17 protein-coding genes are annotated in these 22,378 nt (G+C 73.7%); 6 read left to right on the top strand and 11 right to left on the bottom strand.

Features of this window, described 5'->3' with window-relative positions:
• Nucleotides 1-50 precede the first annotated feature (50 nt).
• From OG594_RS07245 to OG594_RS07205, 9 genes are all read right to left on the bottom strand, one after another.
• Nucleotides 51-2,057 carry a DUF916 domain-containing protein gene (locus OG594_RS07245; protein WP_266596370.1) on the bottom strand — a complete coding sequence of 669 codons (2,007 nt, stop codon included), beginning with the start codon at nucleotides 2,055-2,057 and terminating at the stop codon, nucleotides 51-53.
• Nucleotides 2,058-2,219: 162 nt separating this feature from the next.
• Nucleotides 2,220-3,794, bottom strand: a complete 1,575-nt coding sequence (locus OG594_RS07240; RefSeq protein WP_266596368.1) for an Ig-like domain repeat protein — start codon at nucleotides 3,792-3,794, stop codon at nucleotides 2,220-2,222.
• A 54-nt stretch (nucleotides 3,795-3,848) separates the two neighbouring features.
• Nucleotides 3,849-4,844 carry a substrate-binding domain-containing protein gene (locus tag OG594_RS07235; RefSeq protein ID WP_266596366.1) on the bottom strand — a complete coding sequence of 332 codons (996 nt, stop codon included), beginning with the start codon at nucleotides 4,842-4,844 and terminating at the stop codon, nucleotides 3,849-3,851.
• A 100-nt stretch (nucleotides 4,845-4,944) separates the two neighbouring features.
• Entirely contained in the window at nucleotides 4,945-7,671 is a 2,727-nt protein-coding gene (locus OG594_RS07230; RefSeq protein ID WP_266596365.1) for a hypothetical protein, read from the bottom strand.
• Nucleotides 7,671-9,428: a phosphate ABC transporter substrate-binding protein PstS gene (locus OG594_RS07225; protein ID WP_266596363.1), complete on the bottom strand. Its 1,758-nt coding sequence runs from the start codon at nucleotides 9,426-9,428 to the stop codon at nucleotides 7,671-7,673. Before OG594_RS07225 ends, OG594_RS07230 begins: the two co-directional genes overlap by 1 nt.
• A 71-nt stretch (nucleotides 9,429-9,499) precedes the next feature.
• Nucleotides 9,500-10,999 (bottom strand): phosphate ABC transporter permease PstA, encoded by a 1,500-nt coding sequence (gene pstA, locus OG594_RS07220; RefSeq protein ID WP_266596361.1) that lies wholly within the window; start codon nucleotides 10,997-10,999, stop codon nucleotides 9,500-9,502.
• Entirely contained in the window at nucleotides 10,996-12,024 is a 1,029-nt protein-coding gene (gene pstC / locus OG594_RS07215) for a phosphate ABC transporter permease subunit PstC (RefSeq protein WP_266596359.1), read from the bottom strand. Before pstC ends, pstA begins: the two co-directional genes overlap by 4 nt.
• Entirely contained in the window at nucleotides 12,021-12,488 is a 468-nt protein-coding gene (locus OG594_RS07210; protein WP_266596357.1) for a hypothetical protein, read from the bottom strand. Before OG594_RS07210 ends, pstC begins: the two co-directional genes overlap by 4 nt.
• A 275-nt stretch (nucleotides 12,489-12,763) precedes the next feature.
• Nucleotides 12,764-13,228: a phospholipase gene (locus OG594_RS07205; RefSeq protein WP_266596355.1), complete on the bottom strand. Its 465-nt coding sequence runs from the start codon at nucleotides 13,226-13,228 to the stop codon at nucleotides 12,764-12,766.
• A 214-nt stretch (nucleotides 13,229-13,442) separates the two neighbouring features.
• Between OG594_RS07205 and OG594_RS07200 the strand changes: the two genes are divergently transcribed.
• Nucleotides 13,443-13,967, top strand: coding sequence for a hypothetical protein (locus tag OG594_RS07200; RefSeq protein WP_266596353.1), 525 nt, complete (start codon nucleotides 13,443-13,445; stop codon nucleotides 13,965-13,967).
• Nucleotides 13,968-14,051: 84 nt separating this feature from the next.
• Here the strand turns inward: OG594_RS07200 and OG594_RS07195 are convergent, their stop codons facing one another.
• Nucleotides 14,052-14,822, bottom strand: coding sequence for an alpha/beta fold hydrolase (locus OG594_RS07195; protein WP_266596346.1), 771 nt, complete (start codon nucleotides 14,820-14,822; stop codon nucleotides 14,052-14,054).
• A 362-nt stretch (nucleotides 14,823-15,184) separates the two neighbouring features.
• On the opposite strand from OG594_RS07195, the gene OG594_RS07190 reads away from it, so the two are divergent.
• The 5 genes from OG594_RS07190 to OG594_RS07170 all read left to right on the top strand — a co-directional run bounded on the left by OG594_RS07190 (nucleotide 15,185) and on the right by OG594_RS07170 (nucleotide 21,505).
• Nucleotides 15,185-15,598: a GNAT family N-acetyltransferase gene (locus OG594_RS07190; protein WP_266596344.1), complete on the top strand. Its 414-nt coding sequence runs from the start codon at nucleotides 15,185-15,187 to the stop codon at nucleotides 15,596-15,598.
• A gap of 169 nt (nucleotides 15,599-15,767) precedes the next feature.
• The gene (locus tag OG594_RS07185; RefSeq protein WP_266596342.1) at nucleotides 15,768-17,447 is read left to right on the top strand and encodes a serine/threonine-protein kinase; all 1,680 of its coding nucleotides are present in this window, start codon (nucleotides 15,768-15,770) and stop codon (nucleotides 17,445-17,447) included.
• Between the two features lie 210 nt (nucleotides 17,448-17,657).
• On the top strand, nucleotides 17,658-18,875 hold the full coding sequence (locus OG594_RS07180; RefSeq protein ID WP_266596340.1) for a S8 family peptidase: 1,218 nt from the start codon (nucleotides 17,658-17,660) through the stop codon (nucleotides 18,873-18,875).
• A 214-nt stretch (nucleotides 18,876-19,089) separates the two neighbouring features.
• Nucleotides 19,090-20,385 (top strand): hypothetical protein, encoded by a 1,296-nt coding sequence (locus OG594_RS07175; RefSeq protein ID WP_266596338.1) that lies wholly within the window; start codon nucleotides 19,090-19,092, stop codon nucleotides 20,383-20,385.
• Nucleotides 20,386-20,470: 85 nt separating this feature from the next.
• A complete protein-coding gene (locus tag OG594_RS07170) occupies nucleotides 20,471-21,505 on the top strand; it encodes a DUF916 domain-containing protein (protein ID WP_266596333.1) in 1,035 nt (344 codons plus the stop codon).
• Between the two features lie 90 nt (nucleotides 21,506-21,595).
• Here OG594_RS07170 and OG594_RS07165 read toward each other — a convergent pair whose 3' ends face one another.
• On the bottom strand, nucleotides 21,596-22,345 hold the full coding sequence (locus OG594_RS07165; RefSeq protein ID WP_266596331.1) for a hypothetical protein: 750 nt from the start codon (nucleotides 22,343-22,345) through the stop codon (nucleotides 21,596-21,598).
• Nucleotides 22,346-22,378: the final 33 nt, after the last annotated feature.

The following is a 22,378-nucleotide window of genomic DNA, read 5'->3' as shown; positions in this document are numbered from 1 at the left end:
GTTACCGCGGCTGCTACGCGGCTGCTACGGCTGCTACTGCTACGGCTGTTTCAGTTGCGCGGGGTGCCGGAGGCTCCCGGGAAGCTCAGCAGCCCGCGGCGACGGGCCCACCAGACGGCGGTGCCGCCGGTCAGCACCAGGCCCGCGGCGATCAGGGCGAGGGTGACGGCGTCCGTACCCGTGTCGGCCAGGCCGCCGCCCTTGCCGGAGCCGGAGCCACCAGTGGCGCCGCTGCCGGAGGTGCTGCCCGCGGTGGTTCCCGTGCCGCCGGTGGTGACGTTGGTGGACAGGCCCAGTCCGGTGCCGCCGGTGGCGGTGGCCGTGGTGGTCGGCGTCGGGGTCGCGGAGGGGTCCGGGGTGGAGGTCGTGGTCGGCGTCGGGCTCGTGGTCGGGCTCGGGCTCGACGTCTGCGTGGACGTGGGCGTGGGCTTCGGGGTGGGCGTCGGGGTCGGGGTCGGGGTGGGCTGGGCGCCGCCGGGGTCCGTCGTCCGGTACTCCGTGTTCGACGTGAACCACATCGACCCGGTGAAGTCCCCGTACGTCTCGCTGCCGAAGGCCTTGCGGCACACCACCGTCAGGTCGTAGCGGCCCTCCAGGGTGGTGAAGCCGGCCTCGTTGGCGTAGTCGCGCATGGTCATCGTCAGCGGGATGACGATGCCGCCCGACGGGGCCTGCCCGTACGTGGAGATCGGGGAGTTGCCCACCACGTTCTTGCCCTCGGCCGGGAAGCCCTTTCCGGTGACCTTCACCAGGACGTTGGTGGCGGGTGCCGGGCAGGCCGCCGAGGTGGCGAGGTCGACGCTGGTGGTGTCGGTGCCCGTGGCCGGGTTGATCACCGCCGTGCCGGCCTGGGCGGCCTCGGCCGCTGCACCGGGCAGGGCCGCGGCGGCCAGGGTCACGACGGCGGCGACGAGGACGGCCGCTCCGGCCGCGTCGCGCCGGGTGGGACGGGTGAAGTGCACGATGGGCTCCTTCTTGGCGATCTCGGGTGTGGTGCGCCGGCGCGCCGACGCGGTGGCCGCGGCCCGGGCCAGGCGCCGGCGGCGCCACAGCCACAGCCCGCACGCGGTGATCGCGAGAACCAGGGCGAGCAGCGTCCACGGGACCGTCCACAGCGACACCGAGCGGGTCAGGGACGGGAGTTTGGGGTCCACGCCTTCGCGGGTGGCGACCGCTTGGACGGAGACGACGGCGGAGGAGCGCAGCGCGGGCCTCACGCCGTCGGCCTTCGCCGTGATGGTCAGGGAGCTGCCGGGCAGCAGGTCACCGAGGTCCTTGAGGCCGCCCGCGGTGACGGAGCCGCCGAGCATGCCGTTGATGCGTACGGCCTGCCGGGCGCCGAGGCGGACGTTGCCGGTGTTGCGCAGGGTGTACGTCACGGTGGCCGAGCCGGTGCCGAAGGGGTTGGGGGTGCCCGCGTACGAGGCCTGCACGTCCTCCACGGCGAGGCGCGGGGTCAGCTCCCCGGCGAGACGGAGGTAGACGCGGGTGCCGACGCGCTGGTCGAGGCGGACCTTGTTGCCCTGGGCGTCCTGGCCGCCGCCGGCGAGGGTCGCGACGATGCCGGCGGTGTGGTCGCCGGGGGTGGCGTCCCGGGGGACGGCGAGGGTGAAGGGCACGATGACGTTGGCCTTCGGCGGGACCGTGACCGTGTCCTTCTCCAGCTTGATCCAGCTGCCCGCGTCCTTCGGGGCCTGGCCGGCCGGGAGCAGGTCGAAGCCGCCGTCGGCGGTGTTGACGGCGTCGCTCGCGTAGACGGCGACGGTCAGCGGCTCGTCGCCGTAGTTCCAGACGGCGATCTGGTCCCGCAGCCCCGCGCCGCCGGTGACCCCGTACGAGAAGTGGGCGCGGGCGTCCGGTTCCTTGGGACCGGCCGGCTGCACGCCGAAGGTGGACTTCCGGTCCTCCGCGGGTGCCGGGACCGCGTGCGCCGCCGGTGCGGCGAACAGCGCGAGCAGCAGGGCCAGCAGCACGGCGGCGGCCGTGCCGGTGCCGGTGCCGGTGGCAGCGGCTGCGGACGGGCCCGGACGGCGCCGGGTAGGGGCGGTGGAGGTCATGGCGCGGGGGTCCGATCCGGGTGTAGGGAGACGATCGGTTCAGTCGGGGCGATCAGAGCAATCAGGGCAGTCGAGCCGATCGGGAGATCGAGGCGTCAGGGGCGGGGCGGGACGGGCGGCGCACTGGGAAGGGCCCGTTCCGCCCCGGAGCTCACGCCTGGATCAGATGGCGGTGAGGGTGAGGGTGGCGCTGTAGGTGCCGGCCACCGTGGAGGTCGGGACGTTCAGCGCCAGGTCGGCGGTGACGTGCGCGGTGCCGAGGCCGGCGCCGTTCGCGAGGGTGCGGGCGGACTTCAGGCCCGCGGTGCCCGCATCACCGGCGCCGGCGCCGTGCGCCGCCGCGACGGCGGAGCCGGCCGTGACGGTCTGGGCGGGGGCCTTGTCGACGAGCTTCGGGGACCAGCCGAGGTTCTGGCCGTTGATGGCGTGCGTGGCGCCGTCGGAGAAGTCGGTGACCTGGCCGCTGATGGTCCAGCCCGGGTTGCCGGCCCGCGTGTCGGTGAGGGTGACCGGGTTGATGGACCCGGCGGTGGTCAGCAGGTCGCCGTCGGCGTTCAGGACCGGCGAGGGCAGGGTGACCTGCGGGTTGGCGACGCTGATGACGAGCGCGCCGGCGTTGACGGTCGTGGTGATGGTCTCGGAGGCGGTGACTCCGGTGAACGCGCCGACCGTGTACGGGATCGCGCCCGAGTCGGAGCCGGTGAAGGCGCCCGCGTCGGCCGGCACGAAGACGGCGGTGAAGGAGTGGGCGCCGACCGGCAGGCTGCTGGTGGTCAGTACGGCGGTGCCGTTCGCGACGGGGACGGTGCCCAGGGTGGTGGTGTTGCCGCCCGCCGTGTCGGTGAACTTCACCGCGCCGGCCGCGCCCGCGGGCGTGACCGTACCGGTCAGGGTCACCGGGCTGAACTGCGGCGCGGTGGAGGCCGGGGAGACCGCGAGCGCGGTCGTGGTCGACGCCGCCGGGACGGCCGTGACCACGTAGGAGACGTGGGCCGAGGTCGAGCCGTTGTACGAGGCGCTCGCCGGGGTGAAGACGGCTGTCAGGTCGTGCGTGCCGGCGGCGAGGTTGCTGGTGGTGAGGGCAGCGGTGCCGTTCACGACGGTGGCGGCGGTGCCGAGGTTGTTCGCGCCGTCCTTGAACTGGACGGTGCCGCCGGCGCCGGCCGGGGCCACCGTGGCGGTGAGGGTGACCGGGGTGCCCGCCTGGGCCGGGCCGGCCGGGGTGACCGCGAGCGCGGTGGTGGTGTCGGTCTTCACCGCCGGGTCGGTGTTCTGGTAGGTGGTGTTCGAGGTGAACCACACGGCGCCGGTGTAGTCGCCGAGGCTGGTGCCGTTGAAGGCCGTCCGGCAGATGACCGTGAAGTCGTACTTGCCCTGCAGGGTGGTGAAGCCCGCCTGGCTGGCGTAGTCCCGCATGGTGGAGGTCAGCGGGATGACCATGCCGCCGTTCGGGGCGGTCGGGTAGGTGGTGATCGGGGAGTTGCCGACCACGTTCAGCCCGCCGGTGGGGAAGCCGGAACCCTCCACCTTCACCAGCACGTTGGTGGCGTTCGCCGGGCAGGCGCCGGAGGTGGTGAAGGCGATGCCGGACGTGTCGGCGCCGGTCGCCGGGTTGATCTCGATGGTGCCGATCGGGGCGGCGTACGCGGCGCTCGCGCCCGCGAGACCTGCCGCGAAGGCGGCGGTCACCGTGGCGACGCCCAGGGCCAGGGCCCGTGAAACTCTGTTCTTCAGCACAACGGTCTCCAGAATCAGAAGATCAAGGCTCGTTCGGGGATCAGCGATCCGTGCTCAGGGGGTCTGCTTGGTGGTGTCGCCGCAGTTCGGGTTCGTCGCGAAGCCGTAGGTGTTGATCACTGCGGCCTGCTTGCAGATCTCGGAGTTCGCGCCGACGAAGACCGTGCTCCAGGGCGCGGTGGCGACCTTGCTGGTCGGAATGACGTTGTAGACGTCGCGCTTCACGCCGAAACCGCTGTTGAGCACGGTGGGCGCCAGGCCGTCGACGGTGCCGAGGATGGCGCGGCCGCGCAGGTCGGCGATGGTCTGCGAGGACTGCGACTGGTACTGCGCGATGGAGAACGGCACGATCGACTTGTCGTCGAGGACGCGGCCGTCGTGCTCCTGGACCGGGGCGCTGCCCTTCTTGTCCTTGATGCAGGGGTAGACGCCCGCGACGACGTCGGCGTCGGTGATGCCCATCTGGGACTCCCAGAAGCTACGGGTGCCCGAACCGGCCTGCGGCAGGTAGACGGTCATGTCGTAGTTCGGGCCCGCGCCCACGTAGTTCGGGTCGCAGTGGTAGATCGCCTTCAGGTCGGTCAGCGACAGCTTGCGCGGGATCGCCGAACCGGGGGTGATCGCGTAGCTGACGCCGTCCACCGCGAACGGAACGTACGTCAGGCCCGGGGCCGCGGCCGCCAGGTTGAGGGAGGAGGAACGGGCGAAGTCCAGACAGCCGTTGCTCGCCTGGAGGGAGGTCAGCAGTGCGGAGCGGCCTGCGCCGCTGCCGTTGGGGCGGGCGATGGTGCAGTTCGGGTTGGCCGCCGGGTCCTTGGTGGTGATGTTCGCGGAGCCGGTGGCGTCGTAGGAGCCGATGACCTTCTGGCCGTTGACGGTGATGGCCGCGGCCAGGCCGTTCATGACGTCCTGGGTGGTGTCCGAGCCGACACCGGACAGCTGGCGGTACTGCGGCGGGCCGGCCGGGTCGGCGAAGGCCATGCTGGCGCCGGTGGCACCGAGCGCCAGTGCGGCCGCCGCGGCGGCGAAGGCGATCTTCTTCTTGTTCACGCGGGTTTGCCCCTCAGCTAGGCTGCGCCCCGGGTGGTGCCCGGCACGCGTTGGGTGAAGTTCCGTTGGCGCGGACGAATCGGACGGTTGTGGCCGGGTATCACCTCCCTTCGTCGCGGTGGGCGGCGCCCGCGCGCAGCGCGCGCAGGTGGGGCAGGAGACGGGGCCAGAAGCGGGGCAGCAGCGGGCCGGCGAAGGCCGCGAGCGCGCCCACGACCAGGCAGATCAGCAGCACGTGCCGGATGGCTCCGACCACCCAGCGCGGGGTGTCACCGGTGGCCCGCGCGGCGGGCGCCTGGCCTGCGGTGGCGGCCGGTGCAGCGGGTGCGCCGGATGTGCCGGGTGCGGCCGGAGGGGCAGCGGCCGCAGCCGCGCCGCCCGCGGCGGATCCGGGGACGGGGGCGGAGCCGCCGGTGGCGGTGGACCCGCCCGAACCCGGGGCGGCTGCCGCGCCGCCGACGGAACCGCCCGCGGTGGCCGACGTACCGCCGGAGGCAGTGGCTCCGCCCGCCTCGGCGCCCGCCGACCCGCCGGGAGCCGGCTTCTTGCCCGCCTCGGCCGTGACCTTGCGCGCGGCCTCGCGGGTCTGTGCCCGTAGGGCCTCGGGCAGCGGGGCGTAGCCGTGCGGCAGGGTTCCGGCGGCCACGCCCGGGGTCTGGCCCCGGTCGGCCGCGTAGGCGAGGAGGCTGCCGTAGTCCTTGCCCTCCGCCACCGTGAGGTCGGCGGGCACGGTCGCCGCGTAGGTGAGGACGGTGAGCGGGTAGGCCGCCGGGTCCTTGGCCGCGGGGTCGGGGGAACTGACGCCGCTCACGCCGTCCGGACCGGCCTTGCGGGCGCCCGCTGCGGCGATGAGACCGGCCGGTTCCGGTGCCACGAACCGGCCCGCCGCGTTGAGGAGTTCGGCGCGCACGAGGCCGTACCGGTCGGCGGTGGCGGTGTCGGTGACGGCGAGCACCGCCCGGGCGCCGGCCGGCTGCGGCGGGTCCTTCTTGTAGGCGGGGGGCGTGGCGGTCGCGTCCCAGGAGGTACGGGCGAGGGTGTCGCCGCGGCTCGCCGCGCGGGCGGCGGCGTGCATGTCGCTCGCGTACGGGTGCTTGTCCTGGATGCAGAGCGGGAAGGAGGGCCGGTCGTCGAAGGGCTGGCAGTACGGGTCGCTCTTGGGGAAGCTGTCGACCGGCAGCGCCAGGTCCTTGTAGTGCGGGTTGACGGCCATGCCCGCGTACGCGCGGTCCCCGTGGGTGCCCGCGTTGTCGGGCACCCCGGTCAGGAACTCCCGGGCCGCCGCGTCCTGTGCCACCCACTCCCACAGCTGGCGGGTGGTGTCGGCGAGCGGCTGCGGTACGAGGGCGTCGCCGAGCTTGCCGCCGAAGTCGAGGCCCGTGTAGTCGGGGTTGTGGCGGATGAACTCCGGGTCGCGGCCCAGGTTCTCCGGGTTCTTCGCGGTGCTCTCGGCGAAGCGCGAGTTGCCGTCCTTGTACGACTCGGTCAGCAGCTTCGCGACGAGCCGCGGGGTCAGGCGCAGGGAGCCGAGGCGGGTCCCGTTGCGGGCCTTGACCTCGTCGGGGGCGCCGAAACCGGCCTGGCTCTCGATGAAGTAGCCGATGGTGATGCCGGAGAGGGCGACCGGCGCGTAGACGGGCCGCTTGGTCTCGGCGGGTGCTGCGGGGCGGCCGAGGAAGACGAGGCCGGGGGCGCCGGAGAGGAGTTTGACGCGGGCCGTCTCGTCCGGGACCTGGGCGTAGCCGTAGATGGCCTTGCCGCCGGTCTGGCACAGGGCCGGCTGCCAGCGGGTGACGGCCTCGGCGGCCATCTCGCTGCCGAGCGTGCCGCGCTCCTCGGCACCGATCGGGCAGAAGCTGCCGAGCGGTTCGAAGCCGAGGGGAACGACGAGGCGGTGCTTCCAGTTCGCCGGGCTGAGCGGGGAGGACTGGAGCTGTCCGCCGGACTGGCCGGTGTACGGGCTCCCGTCGATCTCGGCGGTGCCGCGCGGGACGACCACCAGCCAGCAGCCGCGGCCGGTGGTGGCGCCCTGCGGATCGCGGACGGCGGCGCCGCAGCCGAGGCCGGGGGCCTCGATGGCGGTCTGGGTCTCGAACCAGATTTCGCCGGTGCCGCGGGCGTTGGTGCGGGCGTAGGGGACCTCGTTCGTGCTGTTGACGTCGAAGAACTCGTTCCAGTTGCCCGGGCTGACCGGGTCGTCGGCCACCGTGCGGAAGGGCGCGAAGGAGATCCCGCTCGGGGTGGGCGGCGGCAGCGGCTGGTTCTCGGCGTCCTTGAGGCGGTCGCCGTAGTTGAGCTGGCGGCTGTTGGTGTAGGCGCCGGCGGCCTGGTTGCCGGCGCCCGCGCCCAGCGCCGAGGAGCCGCCGAACTGGCACTGGTCGGTGGTGGGTCCGGTCGCGGCGTCGCCCCAGCACTGCATGATCTGGAGGTAGTTGGCGGCGTAGGCGGTGTCCGAGACGGTCGGCGCCCCGCCGGTCCAGGACACCTTGACGACCTGGTCGACGAGGTTGCGGGTCTGGCTGACGGTCACCTTGAGGGTGGCGAATTCGCCGGAGCCGGTGACCGTCGCCTCGGATCCGTCGGCGGCCGGACCATCGGCGGCGTACGCGTGCTGCGCGCCGGGGCCGAAGGCGCCGAGGGGGCCGGTGGCGGCCACGACGGGGAGCAGGGCGAGGCAGAGCGCGCCCAGCGCGAGGCGGAGCCGCGGGGTCGTGCGGAGCATCCGGGGGATCCGGGGGATCCGGGGGATCCGGGGCATCCGGACCGTGCGGAGTCTGCGCGTCAGGGGGTCGCGGCTCAAGGAGCCGCGCGTCAGGGGGCCGCGCATCAGGAGCCGCCTCCCGTGCGTCGCCGGGCCAGCTGCCGGGTGAGCAGCGGGGGCCCCACGGTGAGGGCGAGCAGGATCAGCGCGCCCAGCACCATCAGCGCGGTCTGGAGCAGCCCGCCGATGCCGGTGGCGGTGGTGACGGGGATCCCGAACAGGTCGCCCGCCCCGGCCGCGAGGGGCCGGCCCGTCTCCGGGTCCACGGCTCCCGCTCCGCCGTCGGCACCCCCCTCCGCACCACCGGAGCCGGAGCCGCCGGAACCGGAGCCCGAGCCTCCGGTCGCGGCCGCCCCGCCGTCGGCCCCGCCCCCGCCCGTGGCGGAGCCGCCGGTGGCCGCGGCGCCTCCGCCGGACGCGCCCGAGCCCGTACCGCCGCCGCTACCGCCGGACGCGGCGCCACCGGAGCCGGAGCCGGAGCCGCCCGAGGCGCTGCCCGTCTGGGTGGGGGTCTTGTTGCCGCCGGTGCCGACCTCGCACTGGGTGGCGCCCTTCTTGTCGCACTCGGCGGGCTGGGGCGCGGTGGTGGCGAGGGTGTTGGTGCCGTCGGCGGAGAAGGTCGGGTTCTTGCAGTTCTTGATGTCGATGGTGGTGGCGGTGACGCCGGGGATGCGGCGGACCTGTTCCAGCCCGGCCTGCACGAGGTTGATCGGCAGCGGCGAGTAGCCGAGCCGGTCGACCGAGCGCTGGCCCTCGCAGAGGAAGTAGTAGGCGAAGGCGCCGAGCGCCTTGCCCTTCTGCGGGTTGAAGTTCGCTTCCTGCGCGGTCGGGATGATCATGTAGCTGTAGCTGGAGAGCGGGTAGTTGCGGCGGTCGCTGCTCTCGTCGTAGACCTGGGACAGGTCCTGGGTGAGGTCGGCCCCGATCCTGGCCTTGGTGAGCGAGACGGCGACGTTCTGGGCCGTGGGCTCGGTGTAGTAGCCCGATCCGTTGAGGATCTTGGCGACCGGGAAGCCGGTGGTGGCGACCGCGTAGGAGTACTCGACGTAGGTGATGGTGCCGACGTTGCCGTCCTGGGCGACGTAGCCGGAGACGCCGTTGGAACCGGACTGGCCGACGAAGCCGCGGCCCGCGACGACCGGGAAGTTGGAGGTCTGCCCGCAGGGGGTGGAGCGGCCGGCCTTGGCGCAGTAGGCGTCCCACAGGCCGCCGTGGCGCTGGGCCAGCCAGTTGGTCAGCTGGGCCGTGGTGCCCGAGCCGTCGGAGCGGACGACGGGGACGATCCGGCGGGCGGGCAGCGAGGCGGCGAGGGCCGGGTTGTCGGCCTTGATGGCGGCGTCGTTCCAGGTGGTGATGGCGCCGGTGAAGATCTTGGCGACGACCTCGCCGGAGAGGCGGAGGTTGGTGACCCGACGGTTGCCGATCTTGAGGTTGTACATGAAGGCCGTGCCGCCCGCGACGATGGGCATGTAGCCGAACTTCCGCGCGGGCGCCGGGTCCACAACCCCGGAGTCCTTGATGCCGTAGGGGATCTCGGAGACGGCGAAGTCGACGGTTCCGTTGCGGAACTGGTTGCGGCCGTCGGAGGATCCCGTGCCGCTGTAGTTGACCGTCATGCCGTACTGCTTGACGTTGGCGCGCCACTGGTCGAGGGCGTTCTGGCTCCAGGTGGAACCGGCGCCGGACACCGGTACGTAGCTCTCGGCGACGGCGGGCGCGGCGCCGGGCAGGGCGACGGCGACCGCGGCGAGGAGCAGGGCGAGCGCACGGACGAGGACGCCCGAGGGGGCACGTCCGTGGTGGGCCGGGGGTCGTCCGGGCATCGGGAACTCTCCTGATCGGTGACGGTTCGTACGGAGCGTGGTGCGGCGGGACGCGCGGAGCGCGGGCACGGCTACGCCCGGGGCGGGGGCTCGGCCCGCCGCTGGCCCGGCTGCGCGGGCGGAGCGGAACCCCCCGGAGCCGGCCCTCCCGGCCCGCCGAGGTCCACCCCCTTCGGCTCCCCGGGCCCGTGCAGGTCCCCGGGCCTGTGCAGCTCACCCGGCCGGTGCGGCTCACCCGGCCGGTGCGGCGCGCCCGGCCCGTGCGGCTCACCCGGCCCGTGCAGCTCACCCGGCCCGTGCGGCTCACTCCACCCGTGCGGCTCCGCCGGCCCCAACGGCTGCGCGGTCAGGTCCTGCTCGCGCTGCTCGGCCCGGGCCGCCATGCGCTCCGCGTCGCGCACCGAGGCGAGGACCCGGCGGTGCTGCTGGCCGCGGCTGAGCTGGCCGGGAGCCCGGCCGCCGATGATGCGGGCGAGCACGAACAGCAGCAGCACCAGGGCCATCAGCAGCGCGGCGCAGCCGAACCCGCGGGCGATCATGGTCTTGTCCGGGTAGCCGACGAGGCTGAAGGTGGCGAGCGGCAGCGACATCTGCGGCCCCTCGACGGGGTTGGCGTTCAGTCCGGCCGCGATGCCCGAGGTGAGCAGCACCGGGGAGGTCTCGCCGATGCCGCGGGCGGTACCCAGGATCACGGCGGTGGTCAGCCCGGAGCGGGCGGTGGGCAGCACCACCGTCCACACGGTGCGCCACTGGCCGGCGCCGAGGGCGTAGGAGGCTTCCTTGAGCGAGCCCGGCACCAGCCGGATCACCACGTCGGAGGCCCGGATGACGATCGGCAGCATCATGACGGACAGGGCGAGGGCGGCGGCGAGGCCGGACTTGTCGTGGCCGAGGATCAGGATCCAGGTGGCGTAGACGAACAGGCCGGCCACGATCGAGGGCAGCGCGGTCATGGCCTCGACGATGGTGCGGACGAACCGCGCGTAGCGGCCGGGGACTTCGTTGAGGAAGACGGCGCAGGCCAGCCCCAACGGCACAGTGATCGCGAGGGCGATGCCGATCTGCTCCAGGGTGCCGACGATGGCGTGCAGGGCCCCGCCCTGGGTGAGCGGGTCCAGCGGGCCGGTGCCGGACATGTCCTCGGTGAAGAAGTTGAGGTGGGCCAGCGCCTCCCGGCCGCGCACGATGGCGTAGCCCACGACGAGCAGGAGGGCCGCCAGCAACAGGGCGGCGATGCTGTGGACGAAGGCCTGGGCGAGGCGGGCGCGGACGGCCGAGCCGTTCTCGTCGAGGGAGACGAGGACCGCGTACAGCGCCATGAAGGCGAGGTAGAGGACGACGGTGAAGCCGAGCGGCGCGTCGAAGGGCAGCACCCGCCCGAAGAGGAGGGAGGTCAGGCCGAGTGCGGCGGCCGCGGCCCCGAGCAGGGCGAGGACGTCGCGGGCGTGCAGGGAGGAGGTGTTGCGGCGCTGTTCGGCGGGCGCGCCGGGGCCGTCGGGGACGACCTCGGGACAGACGGTGCGGGGCGCGTCGGCGGTGGCCGCGGCGGTCGGGTGCGTGGTGACGGTCATGCCTCGGCCCCCGCTCCGGACCGACTGCGGGCGACCACGGAGGACGCGATGAAGTTGACGACGAGGGTCATGAGGAAGAGGGCGAGGCCGGCGGCCATCAGGGCGGACATCCCGAACTCGCTGGCGGATCCGTAGCGCAGGGCGATGAGGGCGGACACGGAGTTGGCGCCGTTCTGGAGGAGGTGCCACTGCACCTCGAAGACCGGGGAGATGATCAGGTAGACGGCGATGGTCTCCCCCAGTGCGCGGCCGAGGCCGAGCATGGTGCCGCCGATGATCCCGCCCCTGCCGAAGGGCAGGACGACGGAGCGGATGACGCCCCAGGGGGTGGCGCCGAGGGCGAAGGCTCCCTCGCGTTCGCCCGGCGGTGCCTGGGCGAAGGCCTCGCGCATCACCGAGCAGGCGATGGGCGTGACCATCAGCGCCACGACCATGCCGGCGATGAAGGTGGAGGAGGTGTAGAAGGTGTTCGGGCTGAGCGGGTCGCGGGGGCCGTCCCCGTCGACGGCGAAGAGCGGGAACCATCCGAAGTAGGTGGTGAGCCAGCGGGACAGGCCCACGACGCTCGGCTGGAACAGGAACAGCCCCCACAGGCCGTAGACCACGCTGGGCACCGCGGCCATCAGGTCGACCATGCTGATCAGGGTCTGCTTGAGGCGGCGCGGCGCGTACTCGGTGATGTAGAGGGCGGTGCCCGCGGCGAGCGGCACGGCGAAGACGATGGCGACGGCTCCGATGAGGACGGTGCCGGTGAGGACGGTCGCGATGCCGAAGTGGTGGGAGTCCGGCTCCCACGCGGAGGTGGTGAGGAAGGCCGGGCCGGCGTCGGTCAGGGCTTCCAGGGCGCGGCCGCCGAGGAAGACGCCGACCAGGGTCATGATCAGGAGGACCGCGGCGCCGGCGCCGCGGGCGGAGCCGCGGAAGATCCGGTCGCCCGGGTCGCCGCCCTTGGCGAGGGGGCGGGGCGCGTCGCCCCGGTCGGCGGGCTCGGGCGGGCCGACGACGGTCGTGGTCGCGGTGGTCACAGCAGGCCTCCCCCGCGGACGGCCAGCCCCGGAGCGTCACCCGCGCCGGGCAGCCGCAGACCGCGCAGCCGCCGGGTGTAGGTGACGCCGGAGGCGACCTGCGCCTCGGTGACGGCGGACAGGAAGAGCTGGAGGCTATGGCGGCATTCGCGCTGGCGGCGGAAGGTGCGGACGGCCACCGCCACGCAGTGCTCGTCGAGGGTGAGCTGCCAGGTCCAGGCGCCGGCGCCGGCCCCGGCGGTGGCCCCGGCGGTGGCCGCCGACCCGGTGCCGGTTTCGGGGGTCCCGGTGCCGGTGTCGGGGGTCCCGGTGCCGGTGCCGGGGGACATCGCCACGAGTGCGCTGGCCCGGGCGGCCTCCGTGCGCAGCCGCTGCACGGCGGAGCAGCAGGCCGTGAGGCTGCTGTGCACGTACGGACTGCGGCCGAGTTCGTGGTTGTTGGCGCCGAGGAGACGCCAGGTCACCGCCTCGGGACAGCCGCCGGTACCCCCCTGGTCCGCGCCGCGCCCGGGCCCCTGACGTCGTGCGACGTCCACCCACGACACGAACAGAAAACGTGGCCGAGACACCGGTCCGCCCCCTTCCCCCACAAGCCGTGCGTGGCCTGAAAACGGCCGTCCACCCATGGCCGCGGGCATGACAATCCACGGGGCGTAGGGCCGTTCGACACACGGATCGGTGAAGCAGAAACGGAGAACGTGTGAACGAGAGGAGGGGGCGTGTGTGGGCCCTGTGATCCCTAGGAAATACCGAGGAGCCGCACGGCTTGGTAGTAGGTCCAGGCGGTGCCGTCGCACGAGTTCCTGCGGGGGCCCGAGTACTGCGCGCAGACCCGCTTCAGGTCCGCGTGGAAGGCCAGGTCCAGCCGTGCCTTGGCGGCCGGAAACACCCCTGCCGCGCGGTGGTTTCGGTAACCGAAGTCGTGGCGCGCGCAGGCGTCCGCGAAGGGGAAGCCGAAGGGGTTGTCGGGGGACGAGGTGCAGTGGTCCGTCGACCAGTCGAAGCCGTACGCGGCCCAGGCCGCCCGGTGCTCGCGGGCCTCGGCCCATGCCTGGTAACTGGCGGCGCTGGTCTGCGTCCAGCGGCTCAGCACCTGCGGTTTGTCGGCAGGGACCTGGGGGGCGGACCAGGCCGCCGGGGCGAGGGCGAGCACCGCGGTGACGGCGGCGGTGGCGAGGGCGGGGACGAGGCGGCGACGGCGCATGGGGGTTCCTCGGAGCCTGGGCGGACGGGTCACCTCCGGCCAACTCCCCCGGGCACGCCCCGGTTACTGCGCGTAGAAGCGACCGGACCCGGAACCGGCCCCGGAACTGGACCCGACACCCTCCCAGGTATGAGTCCGTATGGGACCTGCGGCGCAGTCCCGATTCGTCCTGAGGAGGGACGCGCGGCGGGGGCCGCCCCCCGACACTGGAAGCATGAACCGCCGCCCGCTCGTTGTCGCAGCAGCCACCGTGGGAGTCCTCGCCACTGCCGCCTTCGCTCTGCCCAATCTGCCGCCCAACCCCGTGACCGACACGATCGACAGCAAGGTGTACAAGGAGAAGGGCAAGCGCTTCGCGAGCGCCGCCGATGCCCCCACGCGTGAGAAGGCGCCGTTCGCCCTGCCGTCCTGGATACCCAAGGACGCCACCGACGTCCGCATACGGGTGCGCACGAGCGGCGAGGCCCGACTGATCCGGTTCACCCTCGGCGCGACCCCGCTGGACGGCCCCCAGTGCGACACGGGCACGCCGAAGCCGGTGGGCACCCCGGATCTGCACGCCAGGTGGTGGCCGGGCAGCCTGCGGGACGGTGTGCGGTCCGAGTGTCGGGGTCCCCACCAGTACCAGGTCGCGGTGCGCGGCAAGCGGGTCTACGCCTGGACCGACGGCACGCCGTCCCCGGGCTCCCTGGGACCCCGGGACGGCGCCACCGCCTCCACGCCCCGGACCCACGGCTGACCCACTCCGTACCCACGGCAGGCACGGCAAGCACGACAGGCACGGCAAGCAGGTAGGTCAGGTAGGTCAGGGCCGGTGGCCAGGTCAGTCGCGGGCCAGCGCCGCCGCGGTGGCTCGGGCGAAGCCGTCCGGGTTGTCGAGCATGATGTTGTGCCCGCAGTCGGGGACGGACACCACGGACACGCCCGAGGCCCGGAGGGCTTCTGCGCCCGGGAGCGGGCCGTCCGCCTCGGGCAGCAGGTAGGTGCGCGGGATCTTCGACTCCAGCAGCAGCTCGCGCATGGTGGGCGTGGTGCCGGCGGCCAGGTGGACGGCCGTGCGGTACAGGGCGGTTCGGCCGGCCAGCCGCATCGTGGACCACCAGTGCGCGCCGACCCTGTCCCGCACCTCGGCCCAGCCCCCGGCCAGGAACTCCTCTTCGGTGTAGGAGGCGAACCCACTGCTGCCGGGCGCGGCGGGAACGGGCTGCTGCGGATCCAGGTTGGCGTCGACGAGCACCAGCCGGGACACCAGGTGGGGGTGCCGGTCCGCGAGCACGATGGCCACGGCCCCGCCCATGCTGTGGGCGATCAGCTCGGCGCCCTCCACACCGGCCTCGGTGAGGGCGGCCGCCAGCGCGTCGGCATGCGCTTCGAGGGTGTAGTCGAACCCCTCGGGCCGGTCGCTGTGCCCGTGGCCCAGCAGATCGACCAGCAGCGAACGCCGCCCGGCCAGCAGCGGATGGGTAGCGCTCGCCGTGAAGTAGGCGGGCGAGGTGGCCCCGAGCCCGTGCACGTACACCCGGGCCGGCTCCTCCCCCGCCAGTTCGACCCAGCGGATCCGGTCGCCCTCGGGCGTGACCACGGCGTTCTTCACGATGTTCCCCCTCAAGTCTTCGACAGCCGCAACAGGCTAGGGGCTGTCCCGTAATCCCCGGCGGATCAGCGCACGGCGTCAGATGCGGTGCATCGCAAGGCGGAGGGGCGTCCTCATACTGGGCGTATTCGGGCGTTCCGACAACGCAGCGAGGTGCCGTAGCTGTCGTCGTGCGCCCGCCGGGGATTACGGGACAGCCCTTAGGGGGTGTCTTGTCGATCGGGCCGGATCAGGGGCCCGCGAGCCCGGCGAGATCCGAAAGAGCCGGCCTCAGGGCCGTACCGCAGCAGGGGGCGCCGCGGCCGCCACGCCGTGCTGCGCATCGGCTGACCATCCGTCATGCGCGCACTATCGTGACCGCCATGGACATCCGCCGGGCCCTCACCCCCGCCGAGCTCGCAGCCGCCGAATCCCTCTTCGACGGGCCCGCCCGCGAGGAGTGGTCCGAGCGCTTCCTCGCCGCCCCGGGACACCTGATGCTCATCGCCTACGTCGACGGCGTGCCCGCCGGAATGGTCTCCGGCATCGAGATGAGCCACCCCGACAAGGGCACCGAGATGTGCCTGTACGAGCTCTCCGTGGACGAGGGGTACCGCCGTCGCGGCATCGGACGGGACCTGACGCTGGCCCTCGCCGAGGAGGCGAAGGCGCGCGGCTGCTACGGCATGTGGGTGGGGGTCGATACCGACAACGAGGCCGCCCTGGCCACGTACGAAGCTGCCGGCGCCCGCGACGAGGGCGTCTTCTCGATGCGCGGCTGGCCCCTCGCCCCGTAGCCGGGGCACCCCGCCCGCACTCCTCCGCACTCCGCCCGCACGCCACCCCACCCGGCCGCTCGGCTCGGCCGCCCCTCGCGCCGCCTCCCCGGCAACCTCCGTCCGCTGCGCGGCGCTTAGGGTGTTCGCTGGTCGGCCCATCGGTTGACCAGGGGATCGGGGGAGGCCGATGAACAGCGCGACCGAGGTGTTCGAACCGCTGCGGGCGGACGATCCGTCCACCGTGGCCGGATACCGCATCGCGGCCCGGCTCGGCGCGGGCGGCATGGGCCGGGTCTACCTGTCGCACACCCAGGGCGGGCGACCGGTGGCGATCAAGGTCGTACGCCCGGAACTGGCCGAGGACCCGGCGTTCCGGCGGCGGTTCCGCCGCGAGGTGGAGGCCGCCCGGCGGGTCCGGGGCGCGTACACCGCCGAGCTGATCGACGCCGACGCGGACGGGACACCGCCCTGGCTGGCCACCCTCTACGTGCCCGGGCCCTCGCTGTCGCAGGCCGTGGCCCGCCGCGGACCGCTGCCCCTGCCCGCCGTGCTGTGGCTGCTGGCTGGCGTGGCCGAGGCCCTACAGGCCATCCACGACGCGGGCATCGTGCACCGCGACTTGAAGCCGTCGAACGTGCTCCTGGCCGCCGACGGACCCCGCGTCATCGACTTCGGCATCTCGCTGGCGTCCGACACCACCGCGCACACCGCCACGGGCGCCGCCATCGGCACGCCCCAGTACATGTCCCCCGAGCAGGCGTCGGCGGGTGAGGTCACGGCAGCCGCCGACGTCTTCGCGCTGGGCCAGACGGCGGCGTACGCCGCGCTGGGCGAGCCCCTCTACGGCACCGGCCCCTCCGCGACCGTGCTGTACCGGATCGTGCACTCCGCGCCCGACCTGTCCCGACTGCCGGAGGAGCTGCGGCCGCTGATCGCCCGGTGCCTGGCCACCGACCCGCAGGACCGGGCCACCCCGGCGGAGATCGTGGCGTGGTGCCGGATGCAGCTGGGCGAGGACGCCGACGCGGACGGTGGCCCGGCCCTCTGGCGCGAGGTGACCGGACCGGAGCTGACGGTCCCGGAGCCCGTACCCGAGCCCGCACCCGAGTCGGCACCGGCACCCGGACCGGGCCCCGCTGCGTCGCACGCCCCGGCTCCCGTCTCCCCGCACACGATGCGCCAGGTGTGGCAGCCGCCGCAGCCCCCGCATCCGCAGGCTCCGGAAGGACCGGAGCAGCGGCGGCGGCGCCGGCGGCGCAACGCGCTGGTCACCGCCGCGTCGGTGGTGGCGTCCGCAGTGCTGCTGGGCACGCTGTGGGTGGTCATCGACCAGACGGCCGACGGTCTGCGCGACCGGGCGAAGTCCCCGACGACCAAGGGGACACCGGCGGGCGGGACCCGCTCGGCGAGCGGCGACCCGACCCGCCCGGTCGCCGAATCCGCTCCGAAGCCCAGCCCGAGCCCGAGCCCGTCCGAGAGCAAGCCCCCGAAGGCCATCCCCTACCCCTCGTTGACGCTGGACGAGGACAACTCGATCAGCATCAAGGAACCGGTCAAACGTGCCACTCGGGCCGGGGACCTGCGCCTCGACTGCGAACAGGTGGGCTGCACCCTGGAGAGCGACACCAGCGCGATCACCCTCCTGTCGGGCGGGCCGAACGGCTCCCTCGACACCTGCCGGGCCGCCCTCGAGAAGGGCGCCAAGAGAACCCAGAGCTTGGGACAGGCGGCAGCCGGCAGCGAGTTCTGCATCAAGCACCCGTCGGGGGACATCGCGCTGCTCGTGCTCACGCTCAAGTCGACTCCGTGGATGGGCGACCTGCCGAGCTCCCTGAACGCGGACATGACGGTCTGGCGCGCGGCCTGACGGAGCGGTCGCCCCGCGCGGGCCCGAGGCGTGCCGGTCCCGGGGCGTGCCGGGCCCGGAGCGGCGCAAGGCCAGAGCGGCGCAGGGCCGGGGCATGCCGGGGCCGGGGCATGCCGGGGCCGGCCCGGATCCGCCCGCGCGGCGGCGTGTCGTGCACCCACCCGGCGCACCCTCCGCGCGCCCGCGCCGCCGCTCCCCGAGCATCGCCGCATGACCGCATTCGCCGCGCTCCTCCCCGCCGCCGCGCTCCTCGCGGCGGCCACCACGGCCACGACGGCCACCATCCCCGTCACGGGGGCCTCTCCTGCTCCCCGCTCCGCCGCCGCCCCCTACGTCGTCGTCCTCAAGGACACCACCTCCCGCGCCCCGACCCGCGCCCTGGCCGCCGAGGCCGTGCACGCCGGCGACGAGGTCGGACCCGTCTACGAGGCCGCCCTGAACGGCTTCGCCGTCCGCACCACGGCCGCCCGGGCCGCCGCCCTGGCCGCCGACCCGCGGGTGGCCTCGGTGGAGCCGGACGCGGAGTTCCACACCACCGACACCCCGGACGCCGTCGCCGCACCCGAGCCGCAGCGGGGTCCGCAGGCTCCCGCGCCCTGGTCCCTGGACCGCATCGACCAGCGCGAACTCCCGCTCGACGGCTCGTACACGTACCCCAGCAGGGCCGAGGGCGTCACCGTCTACGTCATCGACACCGGCATCAACACCAGCCACCTGGAGTTCGGCGGCCGCGCCCGCACCGGCTACAACGCGCTGTTCCTCAGCAGCTCCCGCGACTGCAGCGGCCACGGCACGCACGTCGCGGCGACCGTGGGCGGGGAGACGTACGGGGTGGCCAAGGGGGTCTCGCTCGTCGGGGTGAAGGTGGCCGACTGCCGCGGCTCCGCGAGCCTGTCGGGGATCCTCAAGGGTCTCGACTGGGTGGTGAAGGACGCCGCCAAGGCCCCCGCCACCCCGGCCGTGGCCAACATGAGCATCGGCGGCAGCCGCAGCTACGCCCTCGAAACGGCCGTGGTCCGGGCCGTGGCCTCCGGGATCACCTTCACCGCGGCCGCCGGCAACGACGGCAAGAACGCCTGCGGCGGGTCCCCGGCCTCCGTCCCCCAGGCCATCACGGTCGGCGCGACCGACGCCGCGGACCGGTGGGCGCGGTTCGCCGACCACGGCCCCTGCGTGGACCTCTCGGCTCCGGGCGTGGGCATCACCTCGGCCTGGAAGGACTCCACCACCGCCACGGCCCGCGCCTCCGGCACCTCGATGGCCGCCCCGCACGTGGCCGGGGTCGCCGCCCTCATCCTGGCGCGCGGTACGGCGCGCACCCCGGCGCAGGTGACGGAGGAACTGCTGCACAGCGCCGTGTCCGACCGGATCGCCGGGCTCCCGGCCGGCACCCCGAACCTGCTGCTCCACACGCCCACCCGGCGCTAGGCGCCGCCCCGCCCCCGCCCACCCCGACCGGTCGGAATCCGATGGCCCATCAGACCTTCCCTGATGGGCCATCAATTTCTGTGTGCTTCGGGGCAAAGCAAGTCATTGACTTCTCATCACGGCGACGCGTCAATATCGGCCACCGCACCGGCTCGGCCTCCCCCACACAGCGGGTGGGGGGAGGGGTTCGTCATGACGAAGGAGTCGCGACCCAGTGAGTACGAGAACGCATCGACGAAGAGTGCTGGCCGGGGCGGCTGCCCTGTCCCTGGCCCTGACGGGCACGGTGGCGGGTCTGGCGGGCTCCGCGCAGGCCGCGACCAAGACCACGGCCGTCTTCGAGAACTGCGACGCCCCGGCGCCGCAGCCCGACGGCTCGGGCAACCAGAACTGGACGGTCACCCTGCCCGACGGCGCCAAGGCCGGTGACGTAGTTCCGATCACGATCGACCCGGGCGCGAGCCCGCTGATCCCCGGGTTCTCCGTCACCACGGTGAACACCTCCAAGATCACCCTCAAGGTCGGCTCCACCACCCAGGTGGTCACCAGCCCGCCGGAGACCGTCTCGGTCATCGCCGGACAGCCGCTCGACCCCAAGGCGTTCTCCGGAACGATCAAGATCCCGGACGGCAGCGAGGGCACCACGGTCCAGGTCGCCCTCGACCTGGCGGTGACCGACGCGGACCTTTCCGGTTCGGTCTTCACCACCACCTGCACCCCGGCGCCGCGCCCGAGCGCCTCGCTCGGCTCGGTCGCGGTCGAGGCCCTGCCCAAGGACCCGATCACCACGAAGCTGACGCCCAACAGCGGCCCGGCGGGCACCGCCGTCACCGTGACCGGCGCCAACTTCCCGGCGGGCGCCGTCACCTGCTCCGCCCTGCTCGCGGGCGCGGTGACCGGTGACACCGGTGCGGGCACGGCCGACGCGTCCGGCGCGGCCACCTGCAACATCACGGTCACCAAGAAGGCCGACGCGATCAGGATCGACGGTTCGATCACCCCGTACAAGGCCTTCGTGTTCCTGGAGGAGCAGGCCGGTGTGAAGAACCCGGTCGACGTCGAGGTCCTGCCCGGCCCGCTGGCCCTCGGTCCGAAGGACGGCCAGCCGGCCGTCAACTTCGGCGCGGTCACCATCAACGGAAAGGCCCAGTCGGTGGTCGGCGTCTTCAACGCCGCGACCGTCCAGGACTTCCGCGGCGGTTCGCTCGGCTGGGACGTGACTGCGACGCGCACGCCGTTCCTGAACCAGACCACGGGCCACTCGATGGCGAAGGCGCAGATCGGCATCCAGCCGTCCTGCACGGTGACCAACCCGGACAGCCCGAGCACCTGCACCGCGGGCACGCCCGGCGCGATCTCCGACGTCCCGATGAAGGTGGCCTCCCAGGCCGCCGGCGGGGACGAGCTGACCGGCGGTGAGTTCGCCGTCGGCGGCGCCGGGATGATCCAGCTCCCGCCCTTCATGTTCGCGGACACCTACCAGACGGTCGTGACCTTCTCGATCAGCTGACCCGTCCGGCCGCTCGGCCCAGGGTGGTGCGGCGCTCCGGCGCCGCACCACCCCTTTCCCCTTTCCGCGCCCACTGGAGACGCCCATGCGCACCCGCACCCGCACCCTCCTGTACGGTCTGCTCCTCAACCTGCTGCTCGGCTGTGCGGGCCTGCTGCCGGCCACCGCGGCGCACGCCGCGGACAACGGCACGTGGGGAGTGTTCCCGACGCCCGCGGCCGGCGCCGCGATGACCGACCGCGCGTACTTCTTCCACCAGGGCGCGGCCGGGAGCACGCTGAGCGACAGCGTGACGATCGTGAACTCCTCCGACAAGGAGCTGACGTTCCAGGTCTTCGCCACCGACGCCGTGAACACCCCGGCGGGCGGCGCCTTCGCGCTGCTACCGGTGGAGACGGAGCCGAAGGACGTCGGCGCGTGGGTCGCACTGGCGCCGGAGACCGCGAGCACCGTCGCCGTGCCCGCCAAGGGCCGCAAGGACATCCCGTTCACCGTGAAGGTCCCGGCGGACGCGACGCCCGGCGACCACGTCGGCGGGATCGTGGCCCTGGGCACCGCCGTGGAGGGCGTGCAGCAGGAGGGCAAGGTCCAGGTCGGGGTGAAGCGCTCGGTGGGCGCCCGGCTGTACTTCCGGGTGCCGGGGCCGGTCACGGCGGGGCTGAGCGTGGAGGACGTACGGGTCAGCCGCTCGGCGCCGCTGCTGCCCTGGGTGCGCGATGCCCGCGCCACGGTCTCGTACGCGCTGGTCAACCGGGGCAACGTGGTCGTCGAGCCCAAGGTGGCGGTGTCCGCCGAGGGCCTGTTCGGGCGCGAGGTGCTGGACCGGCCCGCCCGCGAGCTGAAGCTGTCCCTGCTGCCCGGGCAGCGGATCGAGCTGAGCGAACCGTGGCCGGACGCCCCCCAGTCGGACTGGGTGACCGTCAAGGTCACGGCGGGCGCGGCGGCCCACCCCGATCTGGTCTCGGAGTCCGGGACCGACTTCATCGCCGTGCCGTGGCCGGCCGCGGGCCTGCTCCTCGTGCTGGCGGGCGCGGGCGCCACGGTGTGGGTGCTGCGCCGCCGTCGCCGTGCGGCGGGCGAACAGCCGCACCCCGTACCGGACCTGGCCCGGACGCCCTGACCGGAACCGGCGCCCTGACCCGAATGGACGCCCTGACCGGTGCGAACGCGTTGACCGGTGCGGACGCCCGCGGACGACGGCGCCGGCCGGTCACGGCACCCTGAGCCCCCGCTCCGCGGTGTCGCACAGTTCGGACACCTGGTCCCGGGTCAGGCGCCGGACGTCCCGGACGAGGGCGGCCACCTCGACGGCGGCCCGCGGCGGCGGACGGTGTCCGTCGGGCAGGCCGATGCCGGTCAGTACGGCGAGGTCGTCGGCGCGGATGCCGAGCACGGTCGCGTAGTCGGCCTGGAGATCGGGGCTCACTTCCCGCACGCCACGGCCCACCGCCCCGTACGTGGCGGCGGACCAGTACCGGCCGGTCAGGGACAGGAACACCTTCGCTCCGGCCGACCATCCCAGGTTCCGGTTGGCGAGCAGGCGCATGAGCAGTCCGCCAGGACCCGGCGGATACTGCATGTACGGGGGCAGTTCGGGAGCCGGCCGGGTGCGGTCCTGCTGCGGCAGTGCCGCCGCCAGCCGGCGCAACCGCTCCTGCTCCTGCCGCGGCAGGCCCATGGCGTGCAGGGCGAGAACGGCCGCCCCTCCCCCGGCGTCCGGGTCGAGGGGCGTCATCTCCGGCGGCAGGGCCACGGAGGCGATGACGAACAGGTCCTCGGCGTGCAGGTGGAGTACGGGGGCGAGCCGTCGGAGCAGCGACGGATCCGGCACCGCGCCGTCGCACACGGCCCGCAGCTCGGGCTCCGGGACGGCGGACAGGCGGGCCAGGCCGTCGACGCTCAGCCCGCGGTGCTCCGCCAGCCTGGTCAACAGCACGTCGAAGTGCGGGAGTTCCGTCATGTGGATCAGCGTAGACGGCGGGGCGCGGCAGCA

The sequence above is a fragment of the Streptomyces sp. NBC_01214 genome (assembly GCF_026340975.1).
Classification (GTDB): domain Bacteria; phylum Actinomycetota; class Actinomycetes; order Streptomycetales; family Streptomycetaceae; genus Streptomyces.
Note: the sequence above shows the minus strand (reverse complement) of the source record. Positions and strands in the feature narration are given on the sequence as shown.